The organism is Solwaraspora sp. WMMA2080, from assembly GCF_027497395.1.
Lineage (GTDB): Bacteria > Actinomycetota > Actinomycetes > Mycobacteriales > Micromonosporaceae > Micromonospora_E.
The window spans coordinates 5710809-5734564 of the sequence record NZ_CP114910.1 but is presented as its reverse complement, the minus strand read 5'-3'; the positions used below and the strand labels follow the sequence as shown (position 1 = coordinate 5734564).

At 71.6% G+C, this 23756-nt stretch carries 23 protein-coding genes; 9 read left to right on the top strand and 14 right to left on the bottom strand.

Annotated features, from left to right (window positions below; translation table 11 throughout):
- The first annotated feature begins 86 nt into the window (after nucleotides 1-86).
- Entirely contained in the window at nucleotides 87-1613 is a 1527-nt protein-coding gene (locus O7543_RS26325; protein ID WP_281551406.1) for a catalase, read from the top strand.
- 48 nt (nucleotides 1614-1661) lie between these two features.
- Here the strand turns inward: O7543_RS26325 and O7543_RS26320 are convergent, their stop codons facing one another.
- Entirely contained in the window at nucleotides 1662-2168 is a 507-nt protein-coding gene (locus O7543_RS26320; RefSeq protein ID WP_281551407.1) for a hypothetical protein, read from the bottom strand.
- A complete protein-coding gene (locus tag O7543_RS26315) occupies nucleotides 2161-3495 on the bottom strand; it encodes a molybdopterin-dependent oxidoreductase (protein WP_281551408.1) in 1335 nt (444 codons plus the stop codon). Before O7543_RS26315 ends, O7543_RS26320 begins: the two co-directional genes overlap by 8 nt.
- Before the next feature lie 115 nt (nucleotides 3496-3610).
- Here O7543_RS26315 and O7543_RS26310 point away from each other — a divergent pair, with 115 nt between their 5' ends.
- Nucleotides 3611-4699, top strand: a complete 1089-nt coding sequence (locus tag O7543_RS26310) for an NAD-dependent epimerase/dehydratase family protein (RefSeq protein WP_281551409.1) — start codon at nucleotides 3611-3613, stop codon at nucleotides 4697-4699.
- A gap of 39 nt (nucleotides 4700-4738) precedes the next feature.
- Here the strand turns inward: O7543_RS26310 and O7543_RS26305 are convergent, their stop codons facing one another.
- The gene (locus O7543_RS26305; RefSeq protein ID WP_281551410.1) at nucleotides 4739-6136 is read right to left on the bottom strand and encodes a hypothetical protein; all 1398 of its coding nucleotides are present in this window, start codon (nucleotides 6134-6136) and stop codon (nucleotides 4739-4741) included.
- Nucleotides 6137-6280: 144 nt separating this feature from the next.
- On the opposite strand from O7543_RS26305, the gene O7543_RS26300 reads away from it, so the two are divergent.
- The 3 genes from O7543_RS26300 to O7543_RS26290 are packed head-to-tail and all read left to right on the top strand — an operon-like array spanning nucleotide 6281 to nucleotide 8378.
- A complete protein-coding gene (locus O7543_RS26300) occupies nucleotides 6281-6955 on the top strand; it encodes a glycosyltransferase family 2 protein (protein ID WP_281551411.1) in 675 nt (224 codons plus the stop codon).
- Complete coding sequence (locus O7543_RS26295; protein WP_281551412.1) at nucleotides 6952-7707, top strand: DUF2064 domain-containing protein; 756 nt, start codon at nucleotides 6952-6954, stop codon at nucleotides 7705-7707. The genes O7543_RS26300 and O7543_RS26295 overlap by 4 nt, the downstream gene beginning before the upstream one ends.
- A complete protein-coding gene (locus O7543_RS26290) occupies nucleotides 7704-8378 on the top strand; it encodes a class I SAM-dependent methyltransferase (RefSeq protein WP_281551413.1) in 675 nt (224 codons plus the stop codon). Before O7543_RS26295 ends, O7543_RS26290 begins: the two co-directional genes overlap by 4 nt.
- A 4-nt stretch (nucleotides 8379-8382) precedes the next feature.
- Here the strand turns inward: O7543_RS26290 and O7543_RS26285 are convergent, their stop codons facing one another.
- Nucleotides 8383-10008: a glutaredoxin domain-containing protein gene (locus O7543_RS26285; RefSeq protein WP_281551414.1), complete on the bottom strand. Its 1626-nt coding sequence runs from the start codon at nucleotides 10006-10008 to the stop codon at nucleotides 8383-8385.
- 103 nt (nucleotides 10009-10111) lie between these two features.
- On the opposite strand from O7543_RS26285, the gene O7543_RS26280 reads away from it, so the two are divergent.
- Both O7543_RS26280 and O7543_RS26275 read left to right on the top strand, forming a co-directional pair.
- Entirely contained in the window at nucleotides 10112-10771 is a 660-nt protein-coding gene (locus O7543_RS26280) for a TetR/AcrR family transcriptional regulator (RefSeq protein WP_281551415.1), read from the top strand.
- Between the two features lie 73 nt (nucleotides 10772-10844).
- Nucleotides 10845-12194: a LamG-like jellyroll fold domain-containing protein gene (locus O7543_RS26275; RefSeq protein WP_281551416.1), complete on the top strand. Its 1350-nt coding sequence runs from the start codon at nucleotides 10845-10847 to the stop codon at nucleotides 12192-12194.
- A gap of 28 nt (nucleotides 12195-12222) precedes the next feature.
- Here the strand turns inward: O7543_RS26275 and O7543_RS26270 are convergent, their stop codons facing one another.
- Nucleotides 12223-12843, bottom strand: a complete 621-nt coding sequence (locus tag O7543_RS26270; RefSeq protein ID WP_281551417.1) for a TetR/AcrR family transcriptional regulator — start codon at nucleotides 12841-12843, stop codon at nucleotides 12223-12225.
- A gap of 165 nt (nucleotides 12844-13008) precedes the next feature.
- Between O7543_RS26270 and O7543_RS26265 the strand changes: the two genes are divergently transcribed.
- Nucleotides 13009-13842, top strand: coding sequence for an alpha/beta hydrolase (locus O7543_RS26265; protein ID WP_281551418.1), 834 nt, complete (start codon nucleotides 13009-13011; stop codon nucleotides 13840-13842).
- Nucleotides 13843-13913: 71 nt separating this feature from the next.
- Here O7543_RS26265 and O7543_RS26260 read toward each other — a convergent pair whose 3' ends face one another.
- A complete protein-coding gene (locus tag O7543_RS26260) occupies nucleotides 13914-14288 on the bottom strand; it encodes a sensory rhodopsin transducer (RefSeq protein WP_281551419.1) in 375 nt (124 codons plus the stop codon).
- Nucleotides 14289-14412: 124 nt separating this feature from the next.
- Entirely contained in the window at nucleotides 14413-14688 is a 276-nt protein-coding gene (locus O7543_RS26255; RefSeq protein ID WP_281555691.1) for a type B 50S ribosomal protein L31, read from the bottom strand.
- A 148-nt stretch (nucleotides 14689-14836) separates the two neighbouring features.
- On the opposite strand from O7543_RS26255, the gene O7543_RS26250 reads away from it, so the two are divergent.
- The gene (locus O7543_RS26250; protein ID WP_281551420.1) at nucleotides 14837-15130 is read left to right on the top strand and encodes a hypothetical protein; all 294 of its coding nucleotides are present in this window, start codon (nucleotides 14837-14839) and stop codon (nucleotides 15128-15130) included.
- On the opposite strand, the gene O7543_RS26245 is transcribed toward O7543_RS26250, so the two are convergent.
- The 7 genes from O7543_RS26245 to O7543_RS26215 form a co-directional block, all read right to left on the bottom strand.
- Nucleotides 15115-16758, bottom strand: a complete 1644-nt coding sequence (locus O7543_RS26245; protein WP_281551421.1) for a TIGR03773 family transporter-associated surface protein — start codon at nucleotides 16756-16758, stop codon at nucleotides 15115-15117. The two genes, O7543_RS26250 and O7543_RS26245, sit on opposite strands and share 16 nt — an antisense overlap.
- Nucleotides 16755-17873 (bottom strand): DUF916 domain-containing protein, encoded by a 1119-nt coding sequence (locus O7543_RS26240; RefSeq protein WP_281551422.1) that lies wholly within the window; start codon nucleotides 17871-17873, stop codon nucleotides 16755-16757. Before O7543_RS26240 ends, O7543_RS26245 begins: the two co-directional genes overlap by 4 nt.
- 90 nt (nucleotides 17874-17963) lie before the next feature.
- A complete protein-coding gene (locus O7543_RS26235; RefSeq protein ID WP_281551423.1) occupies nucleotides 17964-19433 on the bottom strand; it encodes a choice-of-anchor M domain-containing protein in 1470 nt (489 codons plus the stop codon).
- 94 nt (nucleotides 19434-19527) lie between these two features.
- The gene (locus O7543_RS26230) at nucleotides 19528-20445 is read right to left on the bottom strand and encodes an anchored repeat-type ABC transporter permease subunit (protein WP_281551424.1); all 918 of its coding nucleotides are present in this window, start codon (nucleotides 20443-20445) and stop codon (nucleotides 19528-19530) included.
- Nucleotides 20445-21221 (bottom strand): anchored repeat-type ABC transporter ATP-binding subunit, encoded by a 777-nt coding sequence (locus O7543_RS26225; protein WP_281551425.1) that lies wholly within the window; start codon nucleotides 21219-21221, stop codon nucleotides 20445-20447. The genes O7543_RS26230 and O7543_RS26225 overlap by 1 nt, the downstream gene beginning before the upstream one ends.
- On the bottom strand, nucleotides 21218-22096 hold the full coding sequence (locus O7543_RS26220; protein ID WP_281555692.1) for a choice-of-anchor M domain-containing protein: 879 nt from the start codon (nucleotides 22094-22096) through the stop codon (nucleotides 21218-21220). The genes O7543_RS26225 and O7543_RS26220 overlap by 4 nt, the downstream gene beginning before the upstream one ends.
- Nucleotides 22097-22151: 55 nt before the next feature.
- Nucleotides 22152-23735 carry an anchored repeat ABC transporter, substrate-binding protein gene (locus O7543_RS26215; RefSeq protein ID WP_348650044.1) on the bottom strand — a complete coding sequence of 528 codons (1584 nt, stop codon included), beginning with the start codon at nucleotides 23733-23735 and terminating at the stop codon, nucleotides 22152-22154.
- Nucleotides 23736-23756: the final 21 nt, after the last annotated feature.

Sequence of the window (23756 nt, the reverse complement as noted above, 5' to 3'; positions counted from 1 at the left end):
CACCGGCCGAGCACGCAGGGCTGGGATCGTCGTTGGCTGGGTATGAGTGCCAGTAGCGCAGATTTCAGCCGACCCGAGGAGAACTCGTGACCGACCAGCGACAACGCCCACCGACCACCACCGACGCCGGGGTGCCGGTCGCCAGCGACGAACACTCGCTCACCGTCGGCCCGAACGGCCCGCTGCTGCTGCAGGACCACTACCTGATCGAGCAGATGGCGAACTTCAACCGGGAGCGGATCCCGGAGCGGCAGCCGCACGCCAAGGGCGGCGGCGCGTTCGGCGTGTTCCAGGTGACCGGCGACGTCAGCGCGTACACCCGGGCGGCGGTCTTCCAGCCCGGCACCGAGACCGAGGCGATCGTCCGGTTCTCCACCGTCGCCGGGGAACGGGGCAGCCCGGACACCTGGCGTGACCCGCGCGGCTTCGCCGTGAAGCTGTACACCAGCGACGGCAACCTCGACATCGTCGGCAACAACACGCCAATCTTCTTCATCAAGGACCCGATGAAGTTCCAGCATTTCATCCGGTCGCAGAAACGCCGGGCCGACAACAACCTGCGCGACCACGACATGCAGTGGGACTTCTGGACCCTGTCGCCGGAATCCGCGCACCAGGTCACCTGGTTGATGGGCGACCGGGGCATTCCGCGTACCTGGCGGCACATGAACGGGTACGGCAGCCACACGTACATGTGGATCAACGCGCGGGGCGAGAAGTTCTGGATCAAATACCACTTCAAGACCGACCAGGGCATCGAGTTCTTCACCCAGGACGAGGCGGACCAGATGGCGTCGGCCGACACCGACTACCACCAGCGGGACCTGTTCGAGCACATCGCCGCCGGACAGTTCCCGTCCTGGACGCTGTACGTGCAGGTGATGCCGTTCGAGCAGGCCAGGACGTACCGGTTCAACCCGTTCGACCTGACCAAGGTATGGCCGCACGGCGACTACCCGCTGCACGAGGTGGGCCGGCTGACCCTGAACCGCAACGTCACCGACTACCACACCGAGATGGAGCAGGCGGCGTTCGAGCCGAACAACGTGGTGCCCGGCACCGGGCTGTCCCCGGACAAGATGCTGCTGGCCCGCGGGTTCAGCTACGCCGACGCGCACCGCGCCCGGCTCGGCGTCAACTACCGGCAGATCCCGGTCAACTCGCCGAAGGTGCCGACACACAGCTACTCCAAGGACGGCGCGATGCGCGTACACAACGTCACCGACCCGGTGTATGCGCCGAACTCGTACGGTGGACCGCAGGCGCAGCCGGATCTCACCGACGACGGCGGCATCTGGTACGCCGACGGCGAGATGGTCCGGGCGGCATACTCGTCGCACGCCGAGGACGACGACTGGGGGCAGGCCGGCACCATGGTCCGCCGGGTGTTGGACGACGCGGCCCGCGACCGGCTGGTCGACAACATCGTCGGGCACCTGCTCAACGGGGTGAGCGAACCGGTGCTGCAGCGTGCCTTCGAGTACTGGCGCAACGTCGACAAGAACATCGGCGACCGGGTGGCCGCCGGAGTCCGGGCCAAGCAGGATGAGAAGGACCCGAAGGCGGCCAAGCAGGCCAATCCCGCCCGGTCCAGCATGCAGGCCAAGGCCTGACCCATGGCGGTACGTCCCGGTCGGGGTACCTCGACCCGACGCTTTGGATCATCGGCGGTCCCGCGACTGGACGCGGTGCAGGCGGACGGCGAGCCACAGCCCGCTGACGGCGAACATCACCGCGCTGGCCAGCAGCCAGCGAGTCAGGTACGGCTGCTGGGTCAGGCCGGTCGCGGCGGTGAACGTGCCGCCGCCGAGCCGCAGAATGCCGGGCAGGTAGACGATGAACAGCAGCGCCGACCCGAGCGCCGGCACCCGGACATGGTTCACCACGGACAGCCGCGCCGGGCGGCTACCGTTCCCGGTGGCCGCCTGGGTCGCGGTGAGCAGCGCCCGGTCGGCGGCCGCGTAGACCGGGAACATGACCAGGTCGTGCACGATCACTGCGGCCACGAACCAGATCAGCATCCGTACGGCGGTCGCCTCGCCGGCCAGCCGCAGCGCCACCCAGCCGGCGACCGCGAAGCAACCCACCAGCAACAGCGGGTGCCACCACGGCGCCCCGTAGCCGGCCCGGAGCCGCCCGGCCACCAGCTGCCTGCTCCGGTCACCCATTGCCGTCACCGTCGCCGCTGAAGTCGATGGTCGCCACCCATTTGGTGCAGTGCACGCCGGGCAGCGCCGGCACGATGATCCGGGCCGGAAAGCCGTGGTCGAGGGAGAGGTCGACGCCGTTGACCCGCAGCGCCAGCAGCGAGTCCGGGTCCAGCACCTGGTTGGCCTGCAGGGTCGCCTTGTTGAACAGGCCGCCGCGCTGGATCGAGGTGACCCGGGCCGACGCCGGCTCGGGCACCCCGGCCTCGGCGGCCAGGTCGCGCAGCCGTACCCCGGTCCAGGTCTGCAGGGTCGACCAGCCCTCCACACACGCGATCGGCAGCCGGGCGGTGTGCGAAGGCATGCCGAGCAGCTGTTCCCGGCTCAGGCTCACCACCCGGCCGTCGTCGCCGAGCAGTTCCAGGCGCCAGCCGTCGCCGGTGTCGGCCGGCCGGATCCCGGCCGCCGCGGCGGTGCGGTTGACCGGGAAGCCGTTCGGTCCGTCACCGGCCGGTCGACCACGGGGCAGCAGCAGGGCCAGCCGCCGCCACGGGCCGTCCAGGCTCTGCCCGACGGTGAGCACGGCCAGCAGTAGCGATCCGCCGCCGACCAGGGCGAGCGCTCCCCGGCGGCTGATCGTCGCCGGGGCGGGCCGCAGGGCGACCAGGCCGTCCGGGTCGGGCGGCTCGGGCCGGGTGTCGGCCCGCGAGGTACGCAGTTCGGCACGCAGCGGCCGGGACCGCAACGCGGTGACCATCCGGGGCAGCTTGAGTACGACGTGAACGACGAACGCGGCGGTGAACACCCACGCCCCGAAGTAGTGCGCGGTGTAGAAGTCGAACCCGAACAGGTACGCGTACTGCACGTTGAGCACACCGGTGACGGTCTGGAACAGGATCCCGCCGACCAGCAGCAGCAGGGAGATCCGCTCCAGTGCCTGCGCCGCAGACCGCACCGGCGGCCAGGCGAACAGTTTCGGAATCACCGACCACAGTTTGGCCAGGATCACCGGGATCAGCGCGATCCCCAACGCCACGTGCAGGCCCTGGCTGACCCGGAACAGCCAGGACGGGCGGGTCGGCCAGTCGAAGTACGGCAGCCGCAGCCAGCCGACGTCGCGCGGGAACGCCTGCCCGAACTGCGGTCCGTAGGCGATGTAGTCGAGCAGCCCGGTGATCATCACCACCGGCAGGCCGATCAGCAGGACGAGGCCGAGGACCGAGGTCAGCCAGGGGCCGCGCAGCGGGCTGCGCCAGCGGCGGGCAACGTCGGACGGGCCGGCGGAGGTAGGACCGGCGGAGGCGGGGCCGGAGCCCGGGTCCGGAACCGGATCGGTGGTGGCGGCCATGTACCGGGACGCTAGTTCGCGACGACCCGGTCAGGGCCCGGTTCGACGATTACGGAATTCTGACGACTGGCCGGAACCGGACCGGCGACCCACCGACCGGCCATACCGTGAGCGGATGCGGATACTGCTCACCGGCGCGGCCGGGTTCATCGGATCGCACGTCGCCGACCTGCTGGTCGACGAGGGACACGAGGTGGTCGCGCTGGACGCGCTGCTGCCGCAGGCACACGGCGACAAGCCACCCGACTGGGTCCGCCGGCACGACCTGGTACGCGGCGACGTCCGCGACGGCGAACTGTTGGACCGGCTGTTGCCCGGCGTCGACGTGGTCTGTCACCAGGCGGCGATGGTCGGCCACGGCCTCGACCCGTCGGACGCGCCGGCCTACGCCGGGCACAACGACTACGGCACCGCGGTACTGCTGGCCGCGATGCACCGGGCCGGCGTGACCCGACTGGTGCTGGCCAGCTCGATGGTGGTGTACGGCGAGGGCCGCTACACCTGCGCCGCCCACGGCGTCGTCCGGCCGGCGCCGCGCCGCCCCGACGACCTGGCCGCCGGCCGGTACGACCCGCGCTGCCCGCAGTGCGCCGGTGAACTCCGCTGGACGCGGGTGCCGGAGAACGCGCCGCTGGAACCGCGCAGCACGTACGCGGCGAGCAAACTCGCACAGGAGCATCTGGCGGCGGCGTGGGCGCGGCAGACCGGCGGCGGTGGCTGGGCGCTGCGCTACCACAACGTCTACGGCCCCCGGATGCCACGCGACACCCCGTACGCGGGAGTGGCGTCGCTGTTCCGGTCGGCGTTGGCCGACGGACGGGCACCGCAGGTGCTCGAGGACGGCCGGCAGCAGCGGGACTTCGTGCACGTCACCGACGTCGCCTGGGCGAACCTGCTGGCCATGGTCGCCGACCAGCCGGCCGGCATGGTGCCGGTGAACGTCTGCTCGGGTGAGCCGCACCCGGTCGGTGAGCTTGCCCGGCAACTGGCGGCGGCGATGGGCGGGCCGGAGCCGGCGATCGTCGGCGGTGCCCGGCCGGCGGACGTACGGCACGTGGTGGCCGACCCGGGCCGGGCGGCGCGACTGCTCGGCTTCACCGCCCGGGTCGGTTTCGCCGACGGGGTGACCGCGTTCGCCACCGACCCGCTGCGGGAGCCGGCCGCGCTGCAGGGTGAACCGGCAGCCCTGCCGGTGCCGGCCTGAGACCCGGGCCGGCGCTGCCAGCGCCGGCCCGGGACCCGGTCAGGAGAAGGTGAGTAGCAAGTGGTTGACGGCGAGCGCGGTCGCCGCCTGCCCGGCCAGCCACCAGCGGCGTGCGCCGGCCGGCAGGTGGGCGGTGGCGACCAGCAGCCACACCACGAACGGCAGCCAGATCCGTTCCACCTCGGCCTTACTCAGCCCGGACAGGTCGGCGGCGAGGATCGCGACGGCCGCCGTCAGCGGCAGCACGACCGTCGGCCGTGCGGCGGCCCGCAACCCGGCTAGCAGCCGTCGCCCGCGCGACGCGCCGGCCGGCTCGGTCGGGGCAGCAGGTACCGTCGGCGTGGCCTGCCGGGCCGCCCCGATCGTGCGCCGCAGCGCCGGCCCGACGACCAGGCCAGCGGAGAGCAGCATCGCCGCCAGGTTGGCCCACACCCAGTAGCTGTACGGACGCTCGGCCGCCCAGCCCTGGTAGTACCGCTCGACGACCAGTTGATAGCCCTCCCACCACCAGAAACCGGCGGCGGTGAACGCCACCACGACTGCGGCCACCCCGGTGCCGGCGATCAGCAGCGCGGGCAGGAACCGGCCGGGCCGCATCACCAGCACCGCCAACGCCAACGGTCCGACCAGCACGAACCCGTACGACAGGTAGAGCGCGAAGCCGAGCAGCAGGCCGCCGGTGAGCAGCGCCGCCGGGTGGCGGGCGGCCAGCAGGGCCAGCCCGGCGGCGACCACCCCGGTGAACACCGCGTCGCCGGACGAGCCGATCCACACCGCGCCGGGCAGCAGCACCAGGAACGGCAGGACGGTGCGGGCGGCGTCCTCCGCGCCGAGCCGACGCAGCGCCGCCGGCACGCTGACCACCATGGTCGCGCCGATCAGGATGCAGGCCAGGCCGGCCGCGGTGCCACCGCCGAGGCCGATCCGGTCCAGCCAGACGAAGACCAGCAGCGCCCCCGGCGGGTGGCCGGCGGTGTGCGTGGACCAGGAGCCGGGCTGGAAGTCGATGATCCGGTCGCTGAACCCGGCCAGCATCACCGGGATACTGGTGATCCGGTGCACCTCGTGCAGGTACTCGGCCTGGTTGGTGAGGCGTTCGGTGACCCCGGCGGTCCAGCCGTCGATCAGGGCCAGCGACAGTATCCAGGCCACCGCGGCGAGGTACCCGACGCCGAGCAGCTGCCCCCAGTTGGCGGTGCGCGCCCACCGTACCCCCCAGCCGACGACCGCGACGGCGACCACGACGGCGAGCGGCGTGCCCCAGCCGACGTGCGGACGCCAGAACGCGTACAGCGGTGCGGTCTCGGCATAGAGTCCGACGCCTCGCCGGTTGAGCACCACACCGACGACGACGGCGGCGGCGATCAGCGCCAACTCGACCCCGAGCACGATCAGGTCGGCGCGACCGGACCGCCGGGTGGCGGATTCTGGTGTCATGACCACCGGACGGTACGGCCTGCACCGGCATCCGGACCGGGCAACGGCCGGACCGTAACCCTCCGGTAAGAATTGCCGCCCGTAAGACTTCCGTAAGCGCGGAACGCCACCCGGTCGGGGGCGGTTCGTCCTAGCGTCGGCGGTATGCCGACACCGATCGACGTGGTGCTGCCCTGCCTCGACGAGGCAGCCGCCCTACCGGGCGTACTCGCCGCGCTGCCGCCCGGCTACCGGGCGCTGGTGGTGGACAACGGGTCCCGGGACGGGTCCCCGCAGGTGGCCGTCGAGCACGGCGCCCGAGTGGTGCACGAGCCCCGACGCGGGTACGGGGCGGCCGTGCACACCGGTCTGCTGGCCGCCGAGACCGAGCTGGTCTGCGTGCTCGACGCGGACGGGTCGTTCGACCCGGCGGAGCTGCCGGCGCTGGTGCGTCCGGTGGCCGACGGGCACGCCGAACTGACCGTGGGACGCCGCCGACCGGTGTCGGCGCGGGTCTGGCCCTGGCATGCCCGGGCCGGTACGGCGCTGGTCGCGGCGCTGCTACGGCAGCGCGGCGTACCGCTGCGGGACCTGAGCCCGATCCGGGTGGCCCGCCGCGAGGCACTGCTGTCGCTCGGGGTCACCGACCGGGCCTTCGGCTACCCGTTGGAGCTGATGATCCGGGCCGCCGGTGCCGGGTGGCGCATCGTCGAGCTGGACGTGACGTACGCACCCCGGGCGGCCGGCACCCGGTCGAAGGTGTCCGGCTCGGTACGCGGCACGCTCCGGGCGACCCGCGACTTCGGTCGGGTGTTGCGCACCGTGGACGGTGCCCGTTGACCGTCCTGCTGGTGATGGCGAAGGCACCGGTGGCCGGGCTGGTGAAGACCCGGCTCTGCCCACCGGCCACTCCCGCGCAGGCCGCCCGGATCGCCACCGCCGCGCTGCTGGACACGATGGACGCGGTCCGTGCGACCGGCGCGGCCGGTGCGGTGACGCCGGTGCTGGCGCTGGCGGGCCGGCTGACCGACGCTGACGCGTACCCGGGTGCCGCCGAGGAGTTGACCGTGGCGACCGCCGGCTGGCGGGTGCTGCCACAGCGCGGGGACGGTTTCGCCGACCGGCTGGCCAACGCGCACGCCGACGTGGCGGCGGCCTACCCGGGCCGGCCGGTGCTGCAAATCGGGATGGACACCCCGCAGCTGACCGGCGCGGCGCTGACCGCCGCCAGCAGGGCGCTGACCGGTGTCGATGGGAGATTCACCCGGGCCGCAGCGGTGCTCGGTCGGGCTGCCGACGGCGGCTGGTGGGCGCTGGGCCTGACCGATCCCCGGCACGCCGAGGTGCTGCGGCGGGTGCCGATGTCGACCTCGCACACCGGACGCGACACCTGGTCAGCGCTGCGCGCGCGAGGGTTGCGGGTCGCGCCGCTACCGGTGCTGTGCGACGTCGACGAGTGGCCGGACGCGCTGGCGGTGGCCGACGCGGTCCCCGGCAGCCGGTTCGCCGGACAGGTGGCGGCGGTTGGCGTACCGGCCCTGGCCCGGACACCGGTGACGGTGGCGATGCCTGCGGCTGGGGCACGACGGTGACCGCCAGCGTGCCCGGCCGGTACGCGGCGGACCACGGTTTCGCCGCCCCCCTGCTGGCTCCGGCTTCCGGCGGACACTGGCTGGTGCAGGGTGACGGGGTCCGCTGGCAGCTGCCGGTGGAGCGCTGGCACGGGCCGGTGGAGCCGACAGCCGACGCGGTGGTGGCCCGGTGCTGCGGCCCGACCCTGGACCTGGGCTGTGGGCCGGGCCGGGTCACGGTGGCGTTGACCCGGGCCGGGGTGACCGCCGTCGGGGTGGACGTGTCGGCCCGGGCGGTGGCGCTGACCCGGGCCCGGGGCGGGGTGGCGATCCACAGTGACCTGTTCGACCGGCTGCCCGCCGAAGGCCGGTGGCGGCACGCCGTACTGCTGGACGGCAACATCGGCATCGGCGGCGACCCGGTGGCGCTGCTGCGCCGGTGCCGGTCGTTGCTGCATCCACAGGGCACCCTGCTGGTGGAACTGGATCCGCCCGGGGTCGGGCTGTGGCGCGGGTACGCGCACGTGGTCAGCACCGCCGCCGGGGGCCGGCCCCGGCTGGGGCCGGCGTTCCGGTGGGCACGGCTGGACACCGACGCGGTCCGAGCCGCTGCGGCCGCCGGTGGGCTGACCGTCCGGGAGGTGTTCCGCGACGCCGGCCGGTGGTTCGGCGAACTGGCGGTGTCGCGGTGAGTGGCTACCGCCCGCCGTCCGACACCGCGCCGTCCGGCAGCGGGTAGCGCAGCACCAGTGGATCGGCCGACAGATTGTGCCGGGCGAGGAACTCGCGTACCTGCGGTTCGACGGCCGGGCCGGTCAGCGCGGCGAACCGCTGGAGCATCGACGCGACCGCGCAGACCACGGCGAGCTCGACCAGTTCGTCGGCGTCGAAGTGGTTGATGGCCGGCTGCACCTGCCGCCGGGGGGTCACCAGCGGCACCTGGGCGGAGAGCCAGGCCAGCCGCAGCGCCGCGCGTTCCCGGTCGTCGAAGACGCCGCCGTCGTCGGCACGGCCGGTGGCGGCGGCCACGCAGCGGTCGATCCGGGTCACCGCGTTTGACCGGTCCGGTGCGGCGGTGAAGGCGAGGTAGCCCTCGGCGGCGGCCAGGTAGCCGTGGTCCCGGGCGACGGCCGACACCCGGGCCATCAGGTGTTTGAGGTCGGCGGGGATCCGCGAGTGCGGCCGGTCGCGCATCAGTTCGACGTACAGGTGACAGTGCCGGCGGCGCTGCGCGGCCGGCCAGGCCCGCACCCAGGCCGGGACGAAACCCAGCTCGCGTTCGGCGTAGGTCTCCGGGTCGCCGACGAGTTCGTCGTAGCCGGCCATCAGCTGCGGCAGGGTCGGCCCGCCGGACGGCAGCTCGTGGTCGAGGTTGCGCGGGTTGGTGTCGCCGACCGCGTGCCGGCCGGCGGTCACGCCCCGGGCACTGGCCGTCGCCGCCCAGTCGCCCTCGATTTCCAGGCCGACCAGGTCGTTGAACACGTTGAGGAAGCCGAACGACGCCACCACCATGGTGAGCGCGTCCATCCTGGCCTGGGCGTCCCCGTCGCCGTGGCGGGCCTGGTCGACGGTGTCCCGGACCTTCGCCAACGCCTGTGGGGTGACGGCGTTGCGGGTGGCCCGGGCCGCCAGGTCGGTCAGGGCGGCTTCGTGCGGCCCGGTCGCGCTGTCCGGTTCCGCCGGGCCGGTCGCGCCGGGTACGGCGACGGCGTGGGTCATGCAGTAGGAGCAGCCGTGCGCGCGGGACGTCGCGTAGGCGACCTCGGACATCACCGCCCGGCCGAGCCGCTGCCCGCCGGCCTGCACGGCCGCCGCGTTCTGGCAGTAGACGAACAGCTTGTAGGCTGCCGGCCAGCGGTGCAGGTAGGCGAAGGTGTTGGGCCAGAAGCCGAAGAACCTCCGGTACATGTGCAGGATCGGCCAGGTCTGCGGGTCGGGGTCGTGGGTGCCGTCGCTGGTGGGGATGACTGTGGACAGTGCGAGGTCGGCCGCACCGTCGGCCAGCTCGTCGTCGGTGTACGCGTCGAGGTCCAGGTCGCCGCGGTGTGGTGCGGTGGTCAGGGCGGCCAGCCGGCCGGTCGCGGCCAGCCGGTCCAGGTCGTCGGCGCTGCCGACGTGGTAGTCGCCGAGGAAGATCTGCGGGACGGTGTACGCGCCGGAGAAGTAGGCGCTGGCGTTCGCGGTGCGGGCGTCGGCGGTGACGTCGTACGACTGGAAGTCGATGCCTTCGCCGGTGAGCGTCCGCTTGGCCCGGGCGCAGAAGACACAGTCGGGCTTGGTGAACGCACGCACGGTCGGTCGGGTGGGCAGGGACGGGTGCACGATAGAGCCTCCTTTGGCTGCGGTTACCGGGCCCCGGGCGCTTCATTGAGCATACACTCATTGAGTTCTTACTCAACGAGTTTGGTCGAGGATGTGGAGGACCATGGCAACCAGTCGGCAACAGGCCGCCGAGCAACGGCGACGGCAGCTGCGTGAGGTCGCGGTACGCGTCTTCGCCCGGCAGGGCTTCGCGGCCACCACCACCAAGCAGCTCGCCAAGGAAGCCGGCGTCGCCGAGGGACTGCTGTTCCACTACTTCCCCACCAAACTCGACCTGCTCAAGGACGTGGTCTCCGAGTACGGCGGCTACCGGCTCGCGATCGGCGACGTCCTCGACCCGCTCGACCCGGACGACCCCCGGTTCGCGCTGGCCGCCTACTGCCGGGCGCTCCTCGCCCACCTGCGCGAACACGCCGACCTGATCGCCGTACTGGCCGGGGAGAGCCAACTCGACAGCGACCTGTCGAATGTGTTCTGGGACGTGGTCGGCGACATGCGGGCCGGTCTGGCCGGGTGGCTCGACCGGGCGGTGCGGGCCGGTTCGGTACGCCCTGATGCCTCGACCACCGTCGCGGCGCACCTGGTCACCTCGACGCTGTCGCTGTTCTTCCTGGAACACCGGCGACTGCCGGAGCGGCAGTGGCGTACCCGGGCAGCGGAGCACGTCGCCGCCGTGGTGGACAACACGCTCGCCGGCATCGGCGCGGCACCGGCATCCGGCACCGCCGCCCGGGTGGACCGGCCACCTGCCCCACCGAGTTGATCTTCCGTTGGTCGCAGACCGTCGTTCAGCCAGCTGACGCCCGGCGCTCACCACCGGGCGCGACGTTGCTCGGGTGACTGACGATCCCTGCGTACTCACCAGCCGCGACGCCCCGAGGGCCTCGGACCAGGGTCTGGCCTGGGCGCAGGGCGTCGTCGACGGACACCGTACGCTGCCGGTGATCCTCACCACCCACGACCTGGCCTGGGCCGACGACGCCGGTGCGGCCAAGCTGTCCGGCCACGGGCAGCGGCTGTGGGACCGGTTGATTCGGGACAACGACCAGATCTTCCTCACCCTCAACGGCCACTACTGGCCGCCCGGGCGGACCACGCTCACCAACGCGGCCGGCCACGACGTACACGTGCACATCGTCAACTACCAGGACCGGTACTACGGCGGGGCCGGCATGATCCGGCTCTACCATTTCGATCTGGTCCGCAACGTCATCGACGTGGAGACCTTCGCGCCCTGGTTCCTCACCCGGGATCCGGCCAAGCGGACGCCGCTGCAGGCCGAGACGGTCGAGCTGACCGGCCCGGTCGACCGGTTCAGCGTCGAGGTCGACTTCGCGGCCCGGTTCGACGGGTTCGCGCCGGTGCCGCCGGCCGCGCCCCGGCCGCCGGTCGCGGTGCTGCGGCACACCACCGTCGGCTACTGGCGGTTCGACTCGGCCGGCTTCGGTGCCGGCACCGGTAGCCCGGTCACCGGCAACCCGGTGCTCGACGGCACCGTGGTCCGCGACCTCAGCGGCAACGGCAACGACCTGACCGTGGGCCGGATCGGCGCCGGCACCGCCGAGACGTTGACCTTCTCCGACGAACACCACAGTGGCCAACCGGCGCACGCCAGCCTGCGCTTCGACGGCGGCAAGGGACCGGACCGGGGTGCCATCCTGCGAGCCGGCCCGGACGCGCCGATCAACGGTATGAAGTTCCGTGACGGCTACACCATCGAGGCGTTCGTGAAGCTGCCCGACCCGTACCCGGGCGACCACGCCTGGATGGGAATCCTGAGCTGGGAGGGGCGCAGCGGCGACGCCGGCAAGACCACCGGCTGGTCCCCGCTGGAGTGCACCTGCAGCCTGAACATCTCCCCCGAGCGCTTCCTGCAGTACGTTGTCTACGCCGACGTGCAGGACGCCGACCCGACGTCGTGGAGCCACGCCCTGCCGCCCGGCCGGTGGATGCACCTCGCCGTGGTCAACGACTCCGAGCAGACCGTCGTCTACGTCGATGGGTCGACGATCGCCCGCAACCCCACCCAGCCCTCGACCGGCATCGCCACCCTCGGCCTGCCGTTCGTGATCGGCGCGACCTCGTTCGACCTGCAGTACGGGCAGGGCTTCTACGGCTGGATCGGTGACGTGCGGATCACCGCGAAGGCGCTGCGCCCGCACCAGTTCCTGCACCCGTACAGCTGACCGTCAGCCGCCGGCGGCTGACGAAGGTTCAGCCGCCGGCGGTCGGGTCCGGTTCACCGGTCGGCGGTCGCTGTGCGGGCGCTGCCGAGAGGGCGCTGCCGATGAGAACCTCGGCGGCGGCGCGCGCGTGAGCGGCGGCGGCGTTGTCGCCGGCGATCGCGGTGGTGGTCTGTACTCCCTCGGCGAGAATCGCGAGTTGGGCAGCAAGGGTCGCGGATCCGCCGGCTTCGGCGACCAGTGTCGCCACCCGCTGCTGAAACTCCGCCTTCTGCCCCCGGACGAACTCGGCGACGCCTGGCGTGGTCCCGCCCAGCTCACCGAAGGTGTTGATGAACAGGCAGCCACGGAAGTCGTCGGCCGTGGCCCACTGGGCGAGCCCGTCGTAGATGGCGAGCAGCTTGTCGCGTGGTGTGCCGCCGCTGGCCACGGCGGCGTCCACGAGGTCGTTCCACATCCGCTGCCGGCGGGTCAGCACCTGCTCGACCACGGCTTCCTTCGACCCGAAGACCTGGTAGAGCCGCTTGAGCGGGACTCCTGCCTCGGCGCGCAGTGCGTCCATGCCGACGGCCTGCACGCCCCGGGCGTAGAAGAGCTGGTCGGCGGCGTCGAGCACCTTGTGCCGCACCTCGTCGTCGGTCAACGCCGGCATGTCTTCTCCTTCAGGTCGAGCCGCCACCCGGTTGGCCGTTGTCGCCGGTGACGAGGGTCACCGGCGAATCGTCGATTGCCGACTGGCGGAGAGAACGATCGTTTTCTACTGTAGGACACAGCGAGCGAGAACGACCGTTCTCACAACGAGCGACCGGAGGTCGTCATGCCTTACCTCACCGTCGGCCAGGAGAACAGCACCAACATCGACCTCTACTACGAGGACCACGGCCAAGGGCAGCCGGTGGTGCTCATCCACGGCTACCCGCTGGACGGACACTCCTGGGAGAAGCAGAGCGCGGCACTGCTCGCCGCCGGCTACCGGGTCATCACCTACGACCGGCGTGGCTTCGGGCAATCCAGCCAGCCCACCGTCGGGTACGACTACGACACCTTCGCCGCCGACCTGAACACCCTGCTGGAAACCCTGGACCTCACCGACGTCGTACTGGTCGGCTTCAGCATGGGCACCGGCGAGGTCGGCCGCTACCTGAGTCGGTACGGCTCCGCCCGGGTCGCCAAGGCCGCGTTCCTGGCCTCGCTGGAACCGTTCCTGCTGGCCACCGACGACAACCCGGCCGGCGTGCCGCAGGAGATCTTCGACGGCATCCTCGCCGCCGTCACCGCCGACCGGTACGCCTACTTCAGCGACTTCTACCGCGACTTCTACAACACCGACGAGACGCTCGGCGGCCGACTCTCCGAGGAGGCACTGCGCAACAGCTGGAACGTCGCGGCCGGCGCTGGGTGGTTCGCCTCCAGCGCGGTCGTGCCGACCTGGCTCACCGACTTCCGGGCCGACATCGACCGGATCGACGTGCCGGCACTGATCCTGCACGGCACCGCCGACCGGATCCTGCCGATCGACGCCACCGCCCGCGAGTTCCACAAGCGGTTACCAAAGGCCGAGTACGTCGAGATCGACGGAGCACCGCACGGCCTGCTCTGGACCCACGGGGCGGAGGTCAACACCGCGCTGCTCGCCTTCCTGGGCAAGTAGACCGGGCGCGCCAGGGCGGCGGACCGGGTGCGGGCAGGTCCGGGTACGGGCAGGTCCGGGTGGGCCTGCCCTCACCCGGCGTACGGGGTCGCGTCGGTCAACGCCACCACCCCCGGCAGCCGGGTGTCCTGCCGCTGGAACTGCACCACCACCGGCTCCGACGAGGTCAGTACGCAGCCGAACGGTCGGCCCAGCCGGATCGGCTCCGGGTCGACGAGGTCGTTGAGCCGGGCGTGCCGGATCCGGCGCGCCCACACCATCCAGCGGTACGGCCCCGCCGGCTCCTGATCGTCGTAGTACACGGTCAGCTCGACCTCGGCGTCGACGTCACCGGCGTTGAGCAGGCAGAGCTGGTCGAAGCTGGTGAACTCCGGCTCGTCGCCGTTGCTGACCGGCGGGATCCGCCCCCCGGCCACCACCCAGATGCGGGCACCGATGCCAGCCATCACGCCTCCTTGCCGGCCGCTGCCGCCACGATCGCGGCCTACCGGCACCTGCCGGCTACCCGGCGACCGGCTCGGCTAACCCCGGCCACGATCGCACGGGGCAGAGCGGGGGCGGCTGCGTACGCTAGCCGGCCGCGGCGTCGCCCTCCGGGCGCTTCTTCCGGGCGTACTTGGCACGGAACTTCTCCACTCGACCGGCACTGTCCAGCAGTCGCTGCCGACCCGTCCAGAACGGGTGGCTGGCCGCGGAGATCTCCACGTCGACCACCGGGTACGTCTGGCCGTCGGTCCACTCGATCGTCTTCTGGCTGGTCGCAGTCGATCGGGTCAAGAACGCGAAATCCGCGCTCCGGTCCCGGAAAACCACATAATCGTATTTAGGGTGGATATCAGGCTTCATCCGTGCGAACCAGCCTTCCTGACGCTTGACAGTAATGATTGTCATTTTAGCAAGGCCTGTCACACCCCCGGACCCGGATACACCCTGCACGTAGAGCCCGGATAACGTATGCTCGCATCGCAATGTAAATATATATTAGGGAGCATCCATGTCTCACCCGGTGCACACCGAACACCCGCACAGCCACTCTGCGACCTGCGGGCACGCTGCGGTGACCCACGACGGGCACACGGACTACCTGCACGACGGGCATGTCCACCACGAGCACGCCGGGCACTGGGACGAGTGCGGCACGGACCAGCACGTGACAGCCGAGTCACATGCTGACCACACGCATGGTCCCGACTGTGGCCACGAGATGGTGCCCCACGGCGACCACCAGGACTTCGTCCACGCCGGGCACCGACACGCCGCGCACGGCGACCACTACGACGAGCACTGAGCGGGGCGTCGCCGACGCGTCGCGAACAACACCAGCGCGCCAGCGATCACCAGGATGGCTCCGGTGGCCGGCAGGTGCCACGACGATCCGGTCCGCGGCAGTCTCCCGTCACCGGAGCCACCACCCGGGTTGTCGTCGCCTCCGGGCCCGAAGCCCGTGTCCGGGTCCGTCGCGTCACCGATCGCCACGGTGAGCGAGCGGGAGTCGGTGAGAGTCGACCCCGACGACGTGGTGGCCGACATCTCGAAGGCCAGCCGGTAGATGCCCGGCTCGCTGAACGCCCAGTTGCCGTGGGCGTGGGTGTTGATCGGGATGTCGAGCCGCTGCGGCAGCCGGGCCGACGAATCGAACAGCACCTCGGATTCACCGAACGACCCGGTCAGGAACAGCGCGAACCGGCCGGGGCCGTCGACACCGGTGAAGGTCCAGACGACCGGGCCACGAACCCCGGCCACCACCGACGGATGCTGCGTGTTCCAGCCCGGCCAGACGATCCCGGCGCGCTGCCCCTGCGGCAACAGCCACACCTCGTCACCCGGCGCGCCCAGGAAGTCGGCGTTGTCCGGCACGGTGATCTTCGCATTGTCCTTGACGTGCAGCACCACGTCGGACAGGTCGCGCCACACCGGGGGCGAGACGGTGTCGTCCTTGAGGCGGATCGTCCAGTCCGCACCGGTGAGCTCCGGGCCCATGTCGACGTGACCGTCGTCGATCACCACCCGTGACCCGTCCTGTTGAGCCGCTGCGGCGAGCTGCGACGCGGTGCTGGTCGCCGTCGGTGCGGCAGCCGCCGCCAGCGCCCGCGCGGGGGTGCCGTCCGACGGCGAATCGGCACCGAGCGGTACACCGTCGCCCGGGGCGGCACCGGACGCCCTCGCCAGGTCCGCCGCCGGAGCGGGAGCCGGGGCCGGCACCGGCCGGGTGTCTGCGGGGTCGGGCGGCGCCTCGTCGAGCCGCGGCACCAGCACCCGGTAGTCGGCGTCGGCCGTCACCTCGGCGCCGTTGGCCAGCGTCGCGGCCGCCGACAGCGTCAGCCGGTACTCGCCCGCGGCGTCGAAAAGCCAGACCAGACCGCCGGTCCTGGTCGCTGCCGGCAGCCGGGCGGTACGCGGCATCGCGTCGAGGGTGCCGAACAACGGCGTCGGCTGGCCGAGCCCACCGAGGGTATAGGCGACGAATCCACCCGGGCCGTCGACCTGACGCAGCGACAGCTCGATGGTGTCGCCGCGTACCGCCCCGCGAGGCACTGCCCGGGTGTCCAGATACGGAAACTCGACGTCGCTACCGGTCAGTGCCCACATCGGCCGACCGGCCGGGCCGAGGAACCGGAACGCCGGATGGTCAGGTGTCCGCACCGCCACGCCGCCTGCCGGTCCGAAGACCGCCGTCGCCGGCTTCCGGTCGGGCCCGGACACCTCGCGAGTGACCAACGACAACGTTGCGCCATCGAGGGTGACCGCTACCAGGTCGGCACCTGCCGAATTCACTACTGCCGGCGGATCGGTCGCGGGTGCGGCGGTCACCGGCGCCGGCGCGGTCAGGGCCGCAGCCAGTGCACCGATCGCCAGCACCGCGGCGCACCGGCGACGCGTCGCCGCACCGGTGGGGCGGTGAATCGTCGTCATCATGAGGTCCCCTGGGTCGTCTTGTCGTCAGTGGCATCGGTGACCGCGCGGTCGCGTACGGCCTCGGCGCGGCCCTGTTCGCGCGCGGTGGCGACGGCCTGTTCCAGCTGTGCTGCCCGCCGGCGCCGGGCGCGGCGGCGGCGGGCGACGACCAGCCAGCCGGCCAGCCCGATCACCAGCAGGATCACCAGCTGCGACCACGGGACGGCCCACAGGCCGCTTTCGCGGGTCACGGTCGCTGGGGGCGGGTCGAGCACCTCGTCGGCGACGGCGGTCGGTGCGACGGTGAGCCGCGCACCGAGCCGGAACATCGGCGGCACGCCGTCGACCCGGATAGTGGTCCGGTAACTGTCGCCGGGCAGGATCTCCGGCAGCGGATCGCCGTCGACTTTGCGCCCGGCCAGCCCGAACGGTCCGGCGACGGTCAGCTGCGGCTGCCCGGTAAGTCGTACGTTGCCGGTGTTGCGCACGGTGAAGCTGGCCGTGACGGTGCCACCCGCGACCGGGTTCCAGGTGCCGTCGTACGTCGCCGACAGATCCCCGACGTCCAGGCCCGGCTGCAGTTCCCCGGTGACCCGTAGATAGATCCGGGAGCCGACCCGGTGGTCGACCGCCACCTGGTTGCCCTCGCCGTCGGTGCCGGTGGCGGCGAGCGAGGCGACGATGCCGCCGGGGTGGTCGCCGGGGGTGGCGTTGTCCGGCACCGCGATGGTGAACGGCACGTCCAGCCGCGACGTCGACGGCACGGTGAAGGTGCCGGACTCGAACGTCACCCAGGAACCGACGTCGACCGGTTCTCCGGTCGCCGGTAGCAGGTCGAAGCCGCCCTGGTCGGTGGTGAACGCGTCGCTGGCGTACACGTCGAGGGTGATCGGCTGGTCGGAGTGGTTCGTGATCGCCACGTAGTCGGTGAGAGTGGCACCCGGATCCAGTTTGTACTCGAACGCCGGCCGTCCGTTCGGCCCGTCGGGGCTGGACGGAGCGACGCCCCAGGTGAGGGACTGCGCCGCGAGGGGCGTGTAGCTCGGCGATGCGACCGTCGCCGGGCCGGTGACCGGGCCCGTCGACACGACGGCGGCGGCGAGGAGTCCGGCGAGCAGGGCTGCTGGCGTACGCATGCGGGGTGGTCCGTTTCGCGGAGGGTGTGGGGCGGTCCGGGCGACGACGCGGCACGGTGTCGTCGCCCGGCCCGTTCCCTGGTGCGATCCTCAGATCGCGGTGAGGGTGAGGGTCGCGGTGTAGGTGCCGGGCACGGTCTCGGTCGGCAGGCGCAGCTGCAGGCCGGCCGACAGGGTCGCGGTACCCCGGCCCACGCCGGTCGGTGCCGAGCCGAGCACGGCACTGCTGCCGAGTCCACCGCCGACGCCGACGACGTACGGCTCGACGACCGGGCCCGCGACGACGCCCTGACCGGCGGACTGGTCGACCACCTGCGGGGTCCAGCCGAGGTAGCCGGAGCTGAAGGTGGCACCGTCGGGTCCGGTGAAGTTCTCCGGCAGCTGACCGGAGGCGCTCCAGCCGGGAGTGCCGGCCCGGGTGTCGGTGACGGTGACCGGGCGCAGGCTTCCGGTGCTCTCCCAACTGTCACCACCGCTGGTCAGCTGCGCCGGCGGCAGGACAACGCTGCGGTCGTCCGGGTCGACGCTGATCACCAGTGCGCCCTGGGTGGGATCGATCGACGCGGTGATGGTCTGCGAGGCCTCCGGGTCGGTCGGGGTGAAGGCCACCCAGAGCCAGACCTCCGCGCTGGTCGCGACGACGCTGTGGTTGTCGTCGTAGAGCTTCACCTGGTATTCGCAGGCGTTGAGCTCACGGGTGGCGGTGAAGCTGTAGGACGCGCCGGCCTCGCCGGCAATGATGGCGAAGTCGTCGCTGCCGGGGCAGCGGCTGAACCAGTGGTAGTGGTCCAGCTCGGTCTGCGGGGTCTGCACCGCCTGCAGTGTGACGGTGTCGCCGGGCTGGTACTCGTCGGCCATGCCGGCGATGCTCAGCACGGTCTCGGGACCGGTGCCGTCGAGCTCGCCGACCACGAACGCGTAGTCGACCGGGCCGGTGCTGACGGTCGTGCCGTCGGTCAGCGTCGCGTCGGCCTGGAAGGTCAGCGTGTAGGCGCCCAGCGCGCTGAACGCCCAGTTGGCGTGCGCGTGGGTGCGGATCGGTACGTCGATGGCGTCCGGCAGGCCGTCGTCGCTGCGGAACTTCATGATCGGGCCGCCGAAGCTGTCCTGGGTGAACACCCAGACGTTTCCTGGTCCGGTGACCTCGACGAGGCTCAACTGGACCTTGTCGCCGGCGAAGACGCCGGAGCCGAGGGTGGTGGTGTTCCAACCGGGCCAGAGCAGCTCGGGGTCCTGGGTCAGCGGCAGCAGCCAGATCTGCGATCCGGCCGGCCCGAGGAAGGCGAACCGGGGGTCGTCCGGCACCGTCATGGCCGCTTCGGGCAGCACCTGGAAGGTCACGTCCGCCGGATCACGGTTGACCGACGGGCTGACCGTGTCGTCGTGGACCTCCAGGGACAGTTCGCCATCGTGGTAGTGGACGTCGACCGCGTCGGTGTGGCCCTTGGCGAGCACCACCTTCTCGGCTGCGGCCGCGGCGGTCGGCACCAGCAGTACGCCGCCGGCGATCACCGCCGCACCGGCCAGGGCCGCGAGCCTGCGGGCACCTGTCGTTCTCATCGTTGTTCCTCCCCTCGCCCGCACCGCGGACCGGTGCGGGACGTGGTCGTGACGGGGCGGAAGCCCCACCGCAACGTAACGACTATCATTTTCATTAACCTATCGGCCGTTCGGCCACCTCTGTCAGCACCGGTGTGACCTGCGCCTCGTCGGGCCCTGCCGGCTGCCGCCGCCAGCGGGCGACCAGACCGTGCCGCGGGGCCAGGAACCAGGCCAGCAGGAACACCGCCGTCGCGACCAGCACGATGGTGCCGCCCACCGGCAGGTCGTAGCTCCAGGACAGGTACAACCCCACCAGCGCCGAGCCGCCACCGATCAGCGGGGCGAGCAGCATCATCACCGCGAGCCGGTCGGTCAGCAGCCGCGCCGCCGCCGCCGGCGTGATCAGCAACGCCAGTACCAGAATGTTGCCGATCGTCTGCAGCGAGATCACCACGGCGAGGGTGACCAGCACGTACAACACGATGTCCAGCCAGAACACCGGCAACCCGACCGACCGGGCCGACTCCCGGTCGAGACTGACCGCGACCAGCTCCTTGTGCAGCAGGAACAACGCGGTCAGGATGGCCAGCCCAGTGAAGCCGACCGTGTAGAGATCCCGGTCCGGAATGCCGGTGATCGAACCGAACAGGAACTGCTGCAGCGAACCGGCGTACCCTGGTGCCTGCGAGATGATCACGATGCCGAGGGCGAAGGCGGCCACGAAGAACACTCCGATCAACGAGTCCTCCTTGACCCGCCGCCGCTGCGCGAACACCGCGATCAGCAGCGCGGTCACGATCCCGGCGACCGCACCGCCCAGCACCAGGCTGCCCTGCAGCACGAAGGCGACCGCCAGCCCCGGGAACACCGCGTGCGCCACGGCGTCACCGATGAACGCCATCCCCCGCAGCACCACGTGGCAACCGACCACCCCGCAGACCACACTGGACATGATGGCGATCAGCAGCGCCTTCGGCAGGAAGGCCAGATCCGGGTTGAACAGGTCGGCGACGAACTCGGTGACCGGCATCAGCCGCTCCCCTCGCCGACCCCGACGGGCATGGTGCCGGCGCCGACGATCCTCAGCAACGGCGACCGTTCAGTGATCCCGAACGTACGCATCCACAGCCGCGGATCCCGCAACTCGGTCGGCTTGCCCTCGGCGATCACCTGCCGGTTCAGCAGCACCAGCCGGGAACAGGCATCCATCGCCCCGATCAGGTCGTGCGTGGTCATCAACAGCGGCGTACCCTCGGCCGCCAGACCGGCGAACAGCTCACCGAGCAGCTCCTGGGTCGGCATGTCCAGCCCGGTGAACGGCTCGTCGAGCAGCAGCAACGCCGGCTGCAGCGCCAATGCCCGGGCCACCAGCACCCGCTGGCGCTGGCCGCCGGACAACTCGGCGACCGGCCGACGACGCAGGTCTCCCAGGCGTACCCGGTCGATCGCCTCGGCGGTGGCCCGCCAGTCGGCCCGCCCCGGCCGGCGCAGCAGCCCGATCCGACCGGTCCGGCCGCTGAGCACCGCCTGCTCCACCGAGATCGGGAACTCCCAGGCGAACTCGTGCCGCTGCGGCACGTACCCGATCGCGCACCGCCCCGGCCGGCTCGGCACCCCGTCGACCAGGATCCGCCCGGACCGGGTCCGGATCAGCCCGAGCACCGACCGCAGCAGCGTGGTCTTGCCGGCCCCGTTCGGCCCGATCAGCCCGACCAGCTCCCCCGGGTCGACGTGCAACCGCACACCGCGTAGCACCGGACGGCCGCCGAGGTCGACGTCGAGATCGTGTACGGCGAGCGCGGTCATGAGGCGGCACGCTCCTGCTCGACCCGGCGGCGTACCGCCCGGCCGCGCAGCACCACGACGACCAGCGCAACCGCCAGCACGACCGCGGCCAGCACAAGGCCGCCGAGCAGCCAGGGGCCGGTGCCGTCGCCGGTGCCGTCGGCTGCGGCCCCCTGGCCGTCAGCACCGTCGGAGGCGACCGGCGCGGCCGCGACCTCGTCGGGTTGCGCGGCGAACGCGTCGTCGGTGCTGACGGCGTCGCCGACCGCGAACCGCAGGTGCCGTACCGCGCTCACCTGCTCGCCGCCGACCAGGTCGGCGCTGACCCGGACGGCGACCAGGTACACGCCGGGGACGGTGAACACCCAGTTGGCGTGGGTGTGGGTGTTGACCTCCACCCACATCGGCTGGCCGGGCGGCTCGGTGGAGCGCCACAGCACCTGCGGTTCGCTGAACGTGCCGGCCTGCAGATACATGGTGACCTCGCCAGGTCCTTCGACCCCGGCGAGCTCCAACGTCACGCCCCGGTCGATCGTCTGCATCACCCGTGGGTCCTGGGTGTTCCAGCCGACCCACACCACGTCGGGGTGCTGCACCTGCGGCACCACGTGCACCTCGGTGCCGGCCGGCACGTCGAGGAAGCCGTACACCGGATCATCCGGCACGGTCTGCAGCGCGGCGTCGGTGACCCTCAGCACGGTCCGGTCCGGATCCCGCCACACCGGCTGCGCCGCGTCGTCGTGCAGCAGCAGGGTCCACTCGTCGTCGACGTAGCGCGGTCCGATGTCGACATGACCGGCCGCCAGCACGGTCATGTCCGCGGCGACCGGCTGGTCCGGGGCGATCGACTGGTCCAGTGCCGGGTCGGGCGATGTCGGCTGGGCGGCCAGCGTCATCGCCAGCAGCGCGGAGACGGCCGTCGACAGGCCGATCGACTTCACTGATGCCTCCTCATGGTGCCAGACAATCGAGCAGCGACTCGGCGTTGAACCGCATCAGCTCGACGTAGCTGGTCACCCGGTCGTCAAAGGTGTCGCCGTAGATATCGCAGACCCGTACGTCGAGGTCGTCGGCGAGTTCGGTCAATGTCGAGGACCTCGACCGCAGGTTCGGCTCCAGGAACACCGCCGGTACCCGCAGGTTGCGGATCGTCTCGGTGAGCCGACGCCGGTCGGCCAGGCTCGGCTCGGCCGCCGGGTGCGGGCTGACGAAGCCGGAGATCTGCACGTCGTACGCGGCCCCGAGGTAGCCGAACGCGTCGTGAGTAGTGATCAGGTGCCGCCGGGCGGGCGGGATCCGCGCGATCGTGTCACGGACGTAGTCGTCCAGCGCGGTCAACTCGGCGATGTACGCCGCCGCGTGCCGCCGGTAGTCGGCGGCACCGGCTGGGTCGACGCCGATCAGGGTGTCGCGGATCAGTTCGGTGTACGCGATGACGTTGCGGACGTTCTGCCACAGGTGCGGGTCGATCTCCCCGTGCACGTGCTTGCCGAGCACCGCCTGCGGCAGTTGGAAGATCTCGGTGCCCGGTCGGCCGAGGAAGCGGAAGTCCCGACCGGCCGGCACCTGGGCGAGGGCCTTGTTCGGCACCTCGATGACGGTGTCGGCCGGATCGTGCACATGCTGATGGGCGTCACCGGCGCCGTGCGGGTCGGCGAACAGGTACAGCGACGGCTCGCCGCGCGCCGCCGCGTCGAGGTCGACGGTGATGTCGGCGTGCCCGCCGCGCAGTACGTCGGCCCCGGCCATCCCGGGCACGCTGTGCGGATCGACGCCGACGGCAAACGTGAAGGTCTGTTCCCCGAGGGCGACGGGGCGGCTGTCGGTGGTGACCGCCAACCGTGCCGACATGGTGAGCCGGTAGACGCCCGGCTCGGTGAAAGCCCAGCTCATGTGGGTGTGCGCGTCGGGCGGGAGGGTGGCGGTGTCGTCCCGGTAGCCGGTGGCGGCGTCGAAGCCGTCGGCCGAGTCGAGATAGACGGCCGGGTTGCCGAACGACTCGGTGAGGTAGGCCGCCATGGCGCCGGGGCCGGTCACGTTGGTGCTCTGCAGCAGGATGTCGGAGACCCGGTCTGCACCATAGGTCCCGCCGGTGCCGCGTACCCGCATGCCGAGCCAGATGGTGTCGAGCGAGAAGTCCTCGACCAGCGGGATGATCTCGGCGGCGTACTTGATCGCCCCCTCGGCGAGCGAGATGTTCGGTACGCTCTCCGGCAGGTTGGCGTCGAGCGCCTTGATGATGGCGTGCTCCTCCAGCAGCAGGTAGTTGCTGAAGGCGACGTCGGCGTAGACGACGTTGCGCACGTCGCGCAGCGACGGCTCGTACGAGTGGGGGTCGGCACCGTCGGGGACGAGCGAGGCGACCGCGACGCGGTCCCCGCCGACGTTGTCGACCAGGTCCCGCAGAATGCCGGTGGTGGTGACGACCTGGAGACGGTCGTCAGCGGCGCTCAACGTCTCGGGGACGACACAGGCCGCCAGGTTACCAAGACTGACAGCGAGCAGCGCCGACCCGATGAGCCACCGTGCGCGCATGATCCACCCCACCTTCCGTAC

Excerpts from the sequence above, each read along its gene's own strand:
- O7543_RS26320 (WP_281551407.1), bottom strand. The coding sequence starts at position 2,168 with ATGGGTGACCGGAGCAGGCAGCTGGTGGCCGGGCGGCTCCGGGCCGGC.
- O7543_RS26265 (WP_281551418.1), top strand. The coding sequence starts at position 13,009 with ATGCCTTACCTCACCGTCGGCCAGGAGAACAGCACCAACATCGACCTC.
- O7543_RS26230 (WP_281551424.1), bottom strand. The coding sequence starts at position 20,445 with ATGCCGGTCACCGAGTTCGTCGCCGACCTGTTCAACCCGGATCTGGCC.
- O7543_RS26270 (WP_281551417.1), bottom strand. The coding sequence starts at position 12,843 with ATGCCGGCGTTGACCGACGACGAGGTGCGGCACAAGGTGCTCGACGCC.
- O7543_RS26240 (WP_281551422.1), bottom strand. The coding sequence starts at position 17,873 with ATGCGTACGCCAGCAGCCCTGCTCGCCGGACTCCTCGCCGCCGCCGTC.
- O7543_RS26235 (WP_281551423.1), bottom strand. The coding sequence starts at position 19,433 with ATGAGAACGACAGGTGCCCGCAGGCTCGCGGCCCTGGCCGGTGCGGCG.
- O7543_RS26260 (WP_281551419.1), bottom strand. The coding sequence starts at position 14,288 with ATGGCTGGCATCGGTGCCCGCATCTGGGTGGTGGCCGGGGGGCGGATC.
- O7543_RS26225 (WP_281551425.1), bottom strand. The coding sequence starts at position 21,221 with ATGACCGCGCTCGCCGTACACGATCTCGACGTCGACCTCGGCGGCCGT.
- O7543_RS26315 (WP_281551408.1), bottom strand. The coding sequence starts at position 3,495 with ATGGCCGCCACCACCGATCCGGTTCCGGACCCGGGCTCCGGCCCCGCC.
- O7543_RS26215 (WP_348650044.1), bottom strand. The coding sequence starts at position 23,735 with ATGCGCGCACGGTGGCTCATCGGGTCGGCGCTGCTCGCTGTCAGTCTT.
- O7543_RS26300 (WP_281551411.1), top strand. The coding sequence starts at position 6,281 with ATGCCGACACCGATCGACGTGGTGCTGCCCTGCCTCGACGAGGCAGCC.
- O7543_RS26245 (WP_281551421.1), bottom strand. The coding sequence starts at position 16,758 with ATGATGACGACGATTCACCGCCCCACCGGTGCGGCGACGCGTCGCCGG.
- O7543_RS26310 (WP_281551409.1), top strand. The coding sequence starts at position 3,611 with ATGCGGATACTGCTCACCGGCGCGGCCGGGTTCATCGGATCGCACGTC.
- O7543_RS26250 (WP_281551420.1), top strand. The coding sequence starts at position 14,837 with ATGTCTCACCCGGTGCACACCGAACACCCGCACAGCCACTCTGCGACC.
- O7543_RS26280 (WP_281551415.1), top strand. The coding sequence starts at position 10,112 with ATGGCAACCAGTCGGCAACAGGCCGCCGAGCAACGGCGACGGCAGCTG.
- O7543_RS26255 (WP_281555691.1), bottom strand. The coding sequence starts at position 14,688 with ATGAAGCCTGATATCCACCCTAAATACGATTATGTGGTTTTCCGGGAC.
- O7543_RS26220 (WP_281555692.1), bottom strand. The coding sequence starts at position 22,096 with ATGACGCTGGCCGCCCAGCCGACATCGCCCGACCCGGCACTGGACCAG.
- O7543_RS26305 (WP_281551410.1), bottom strand. The coding sequence starts at position 6,136 with ATGACACCAGAATCCGCCACCCGGCGGTCCGGTCGCGCCGACCTGATC.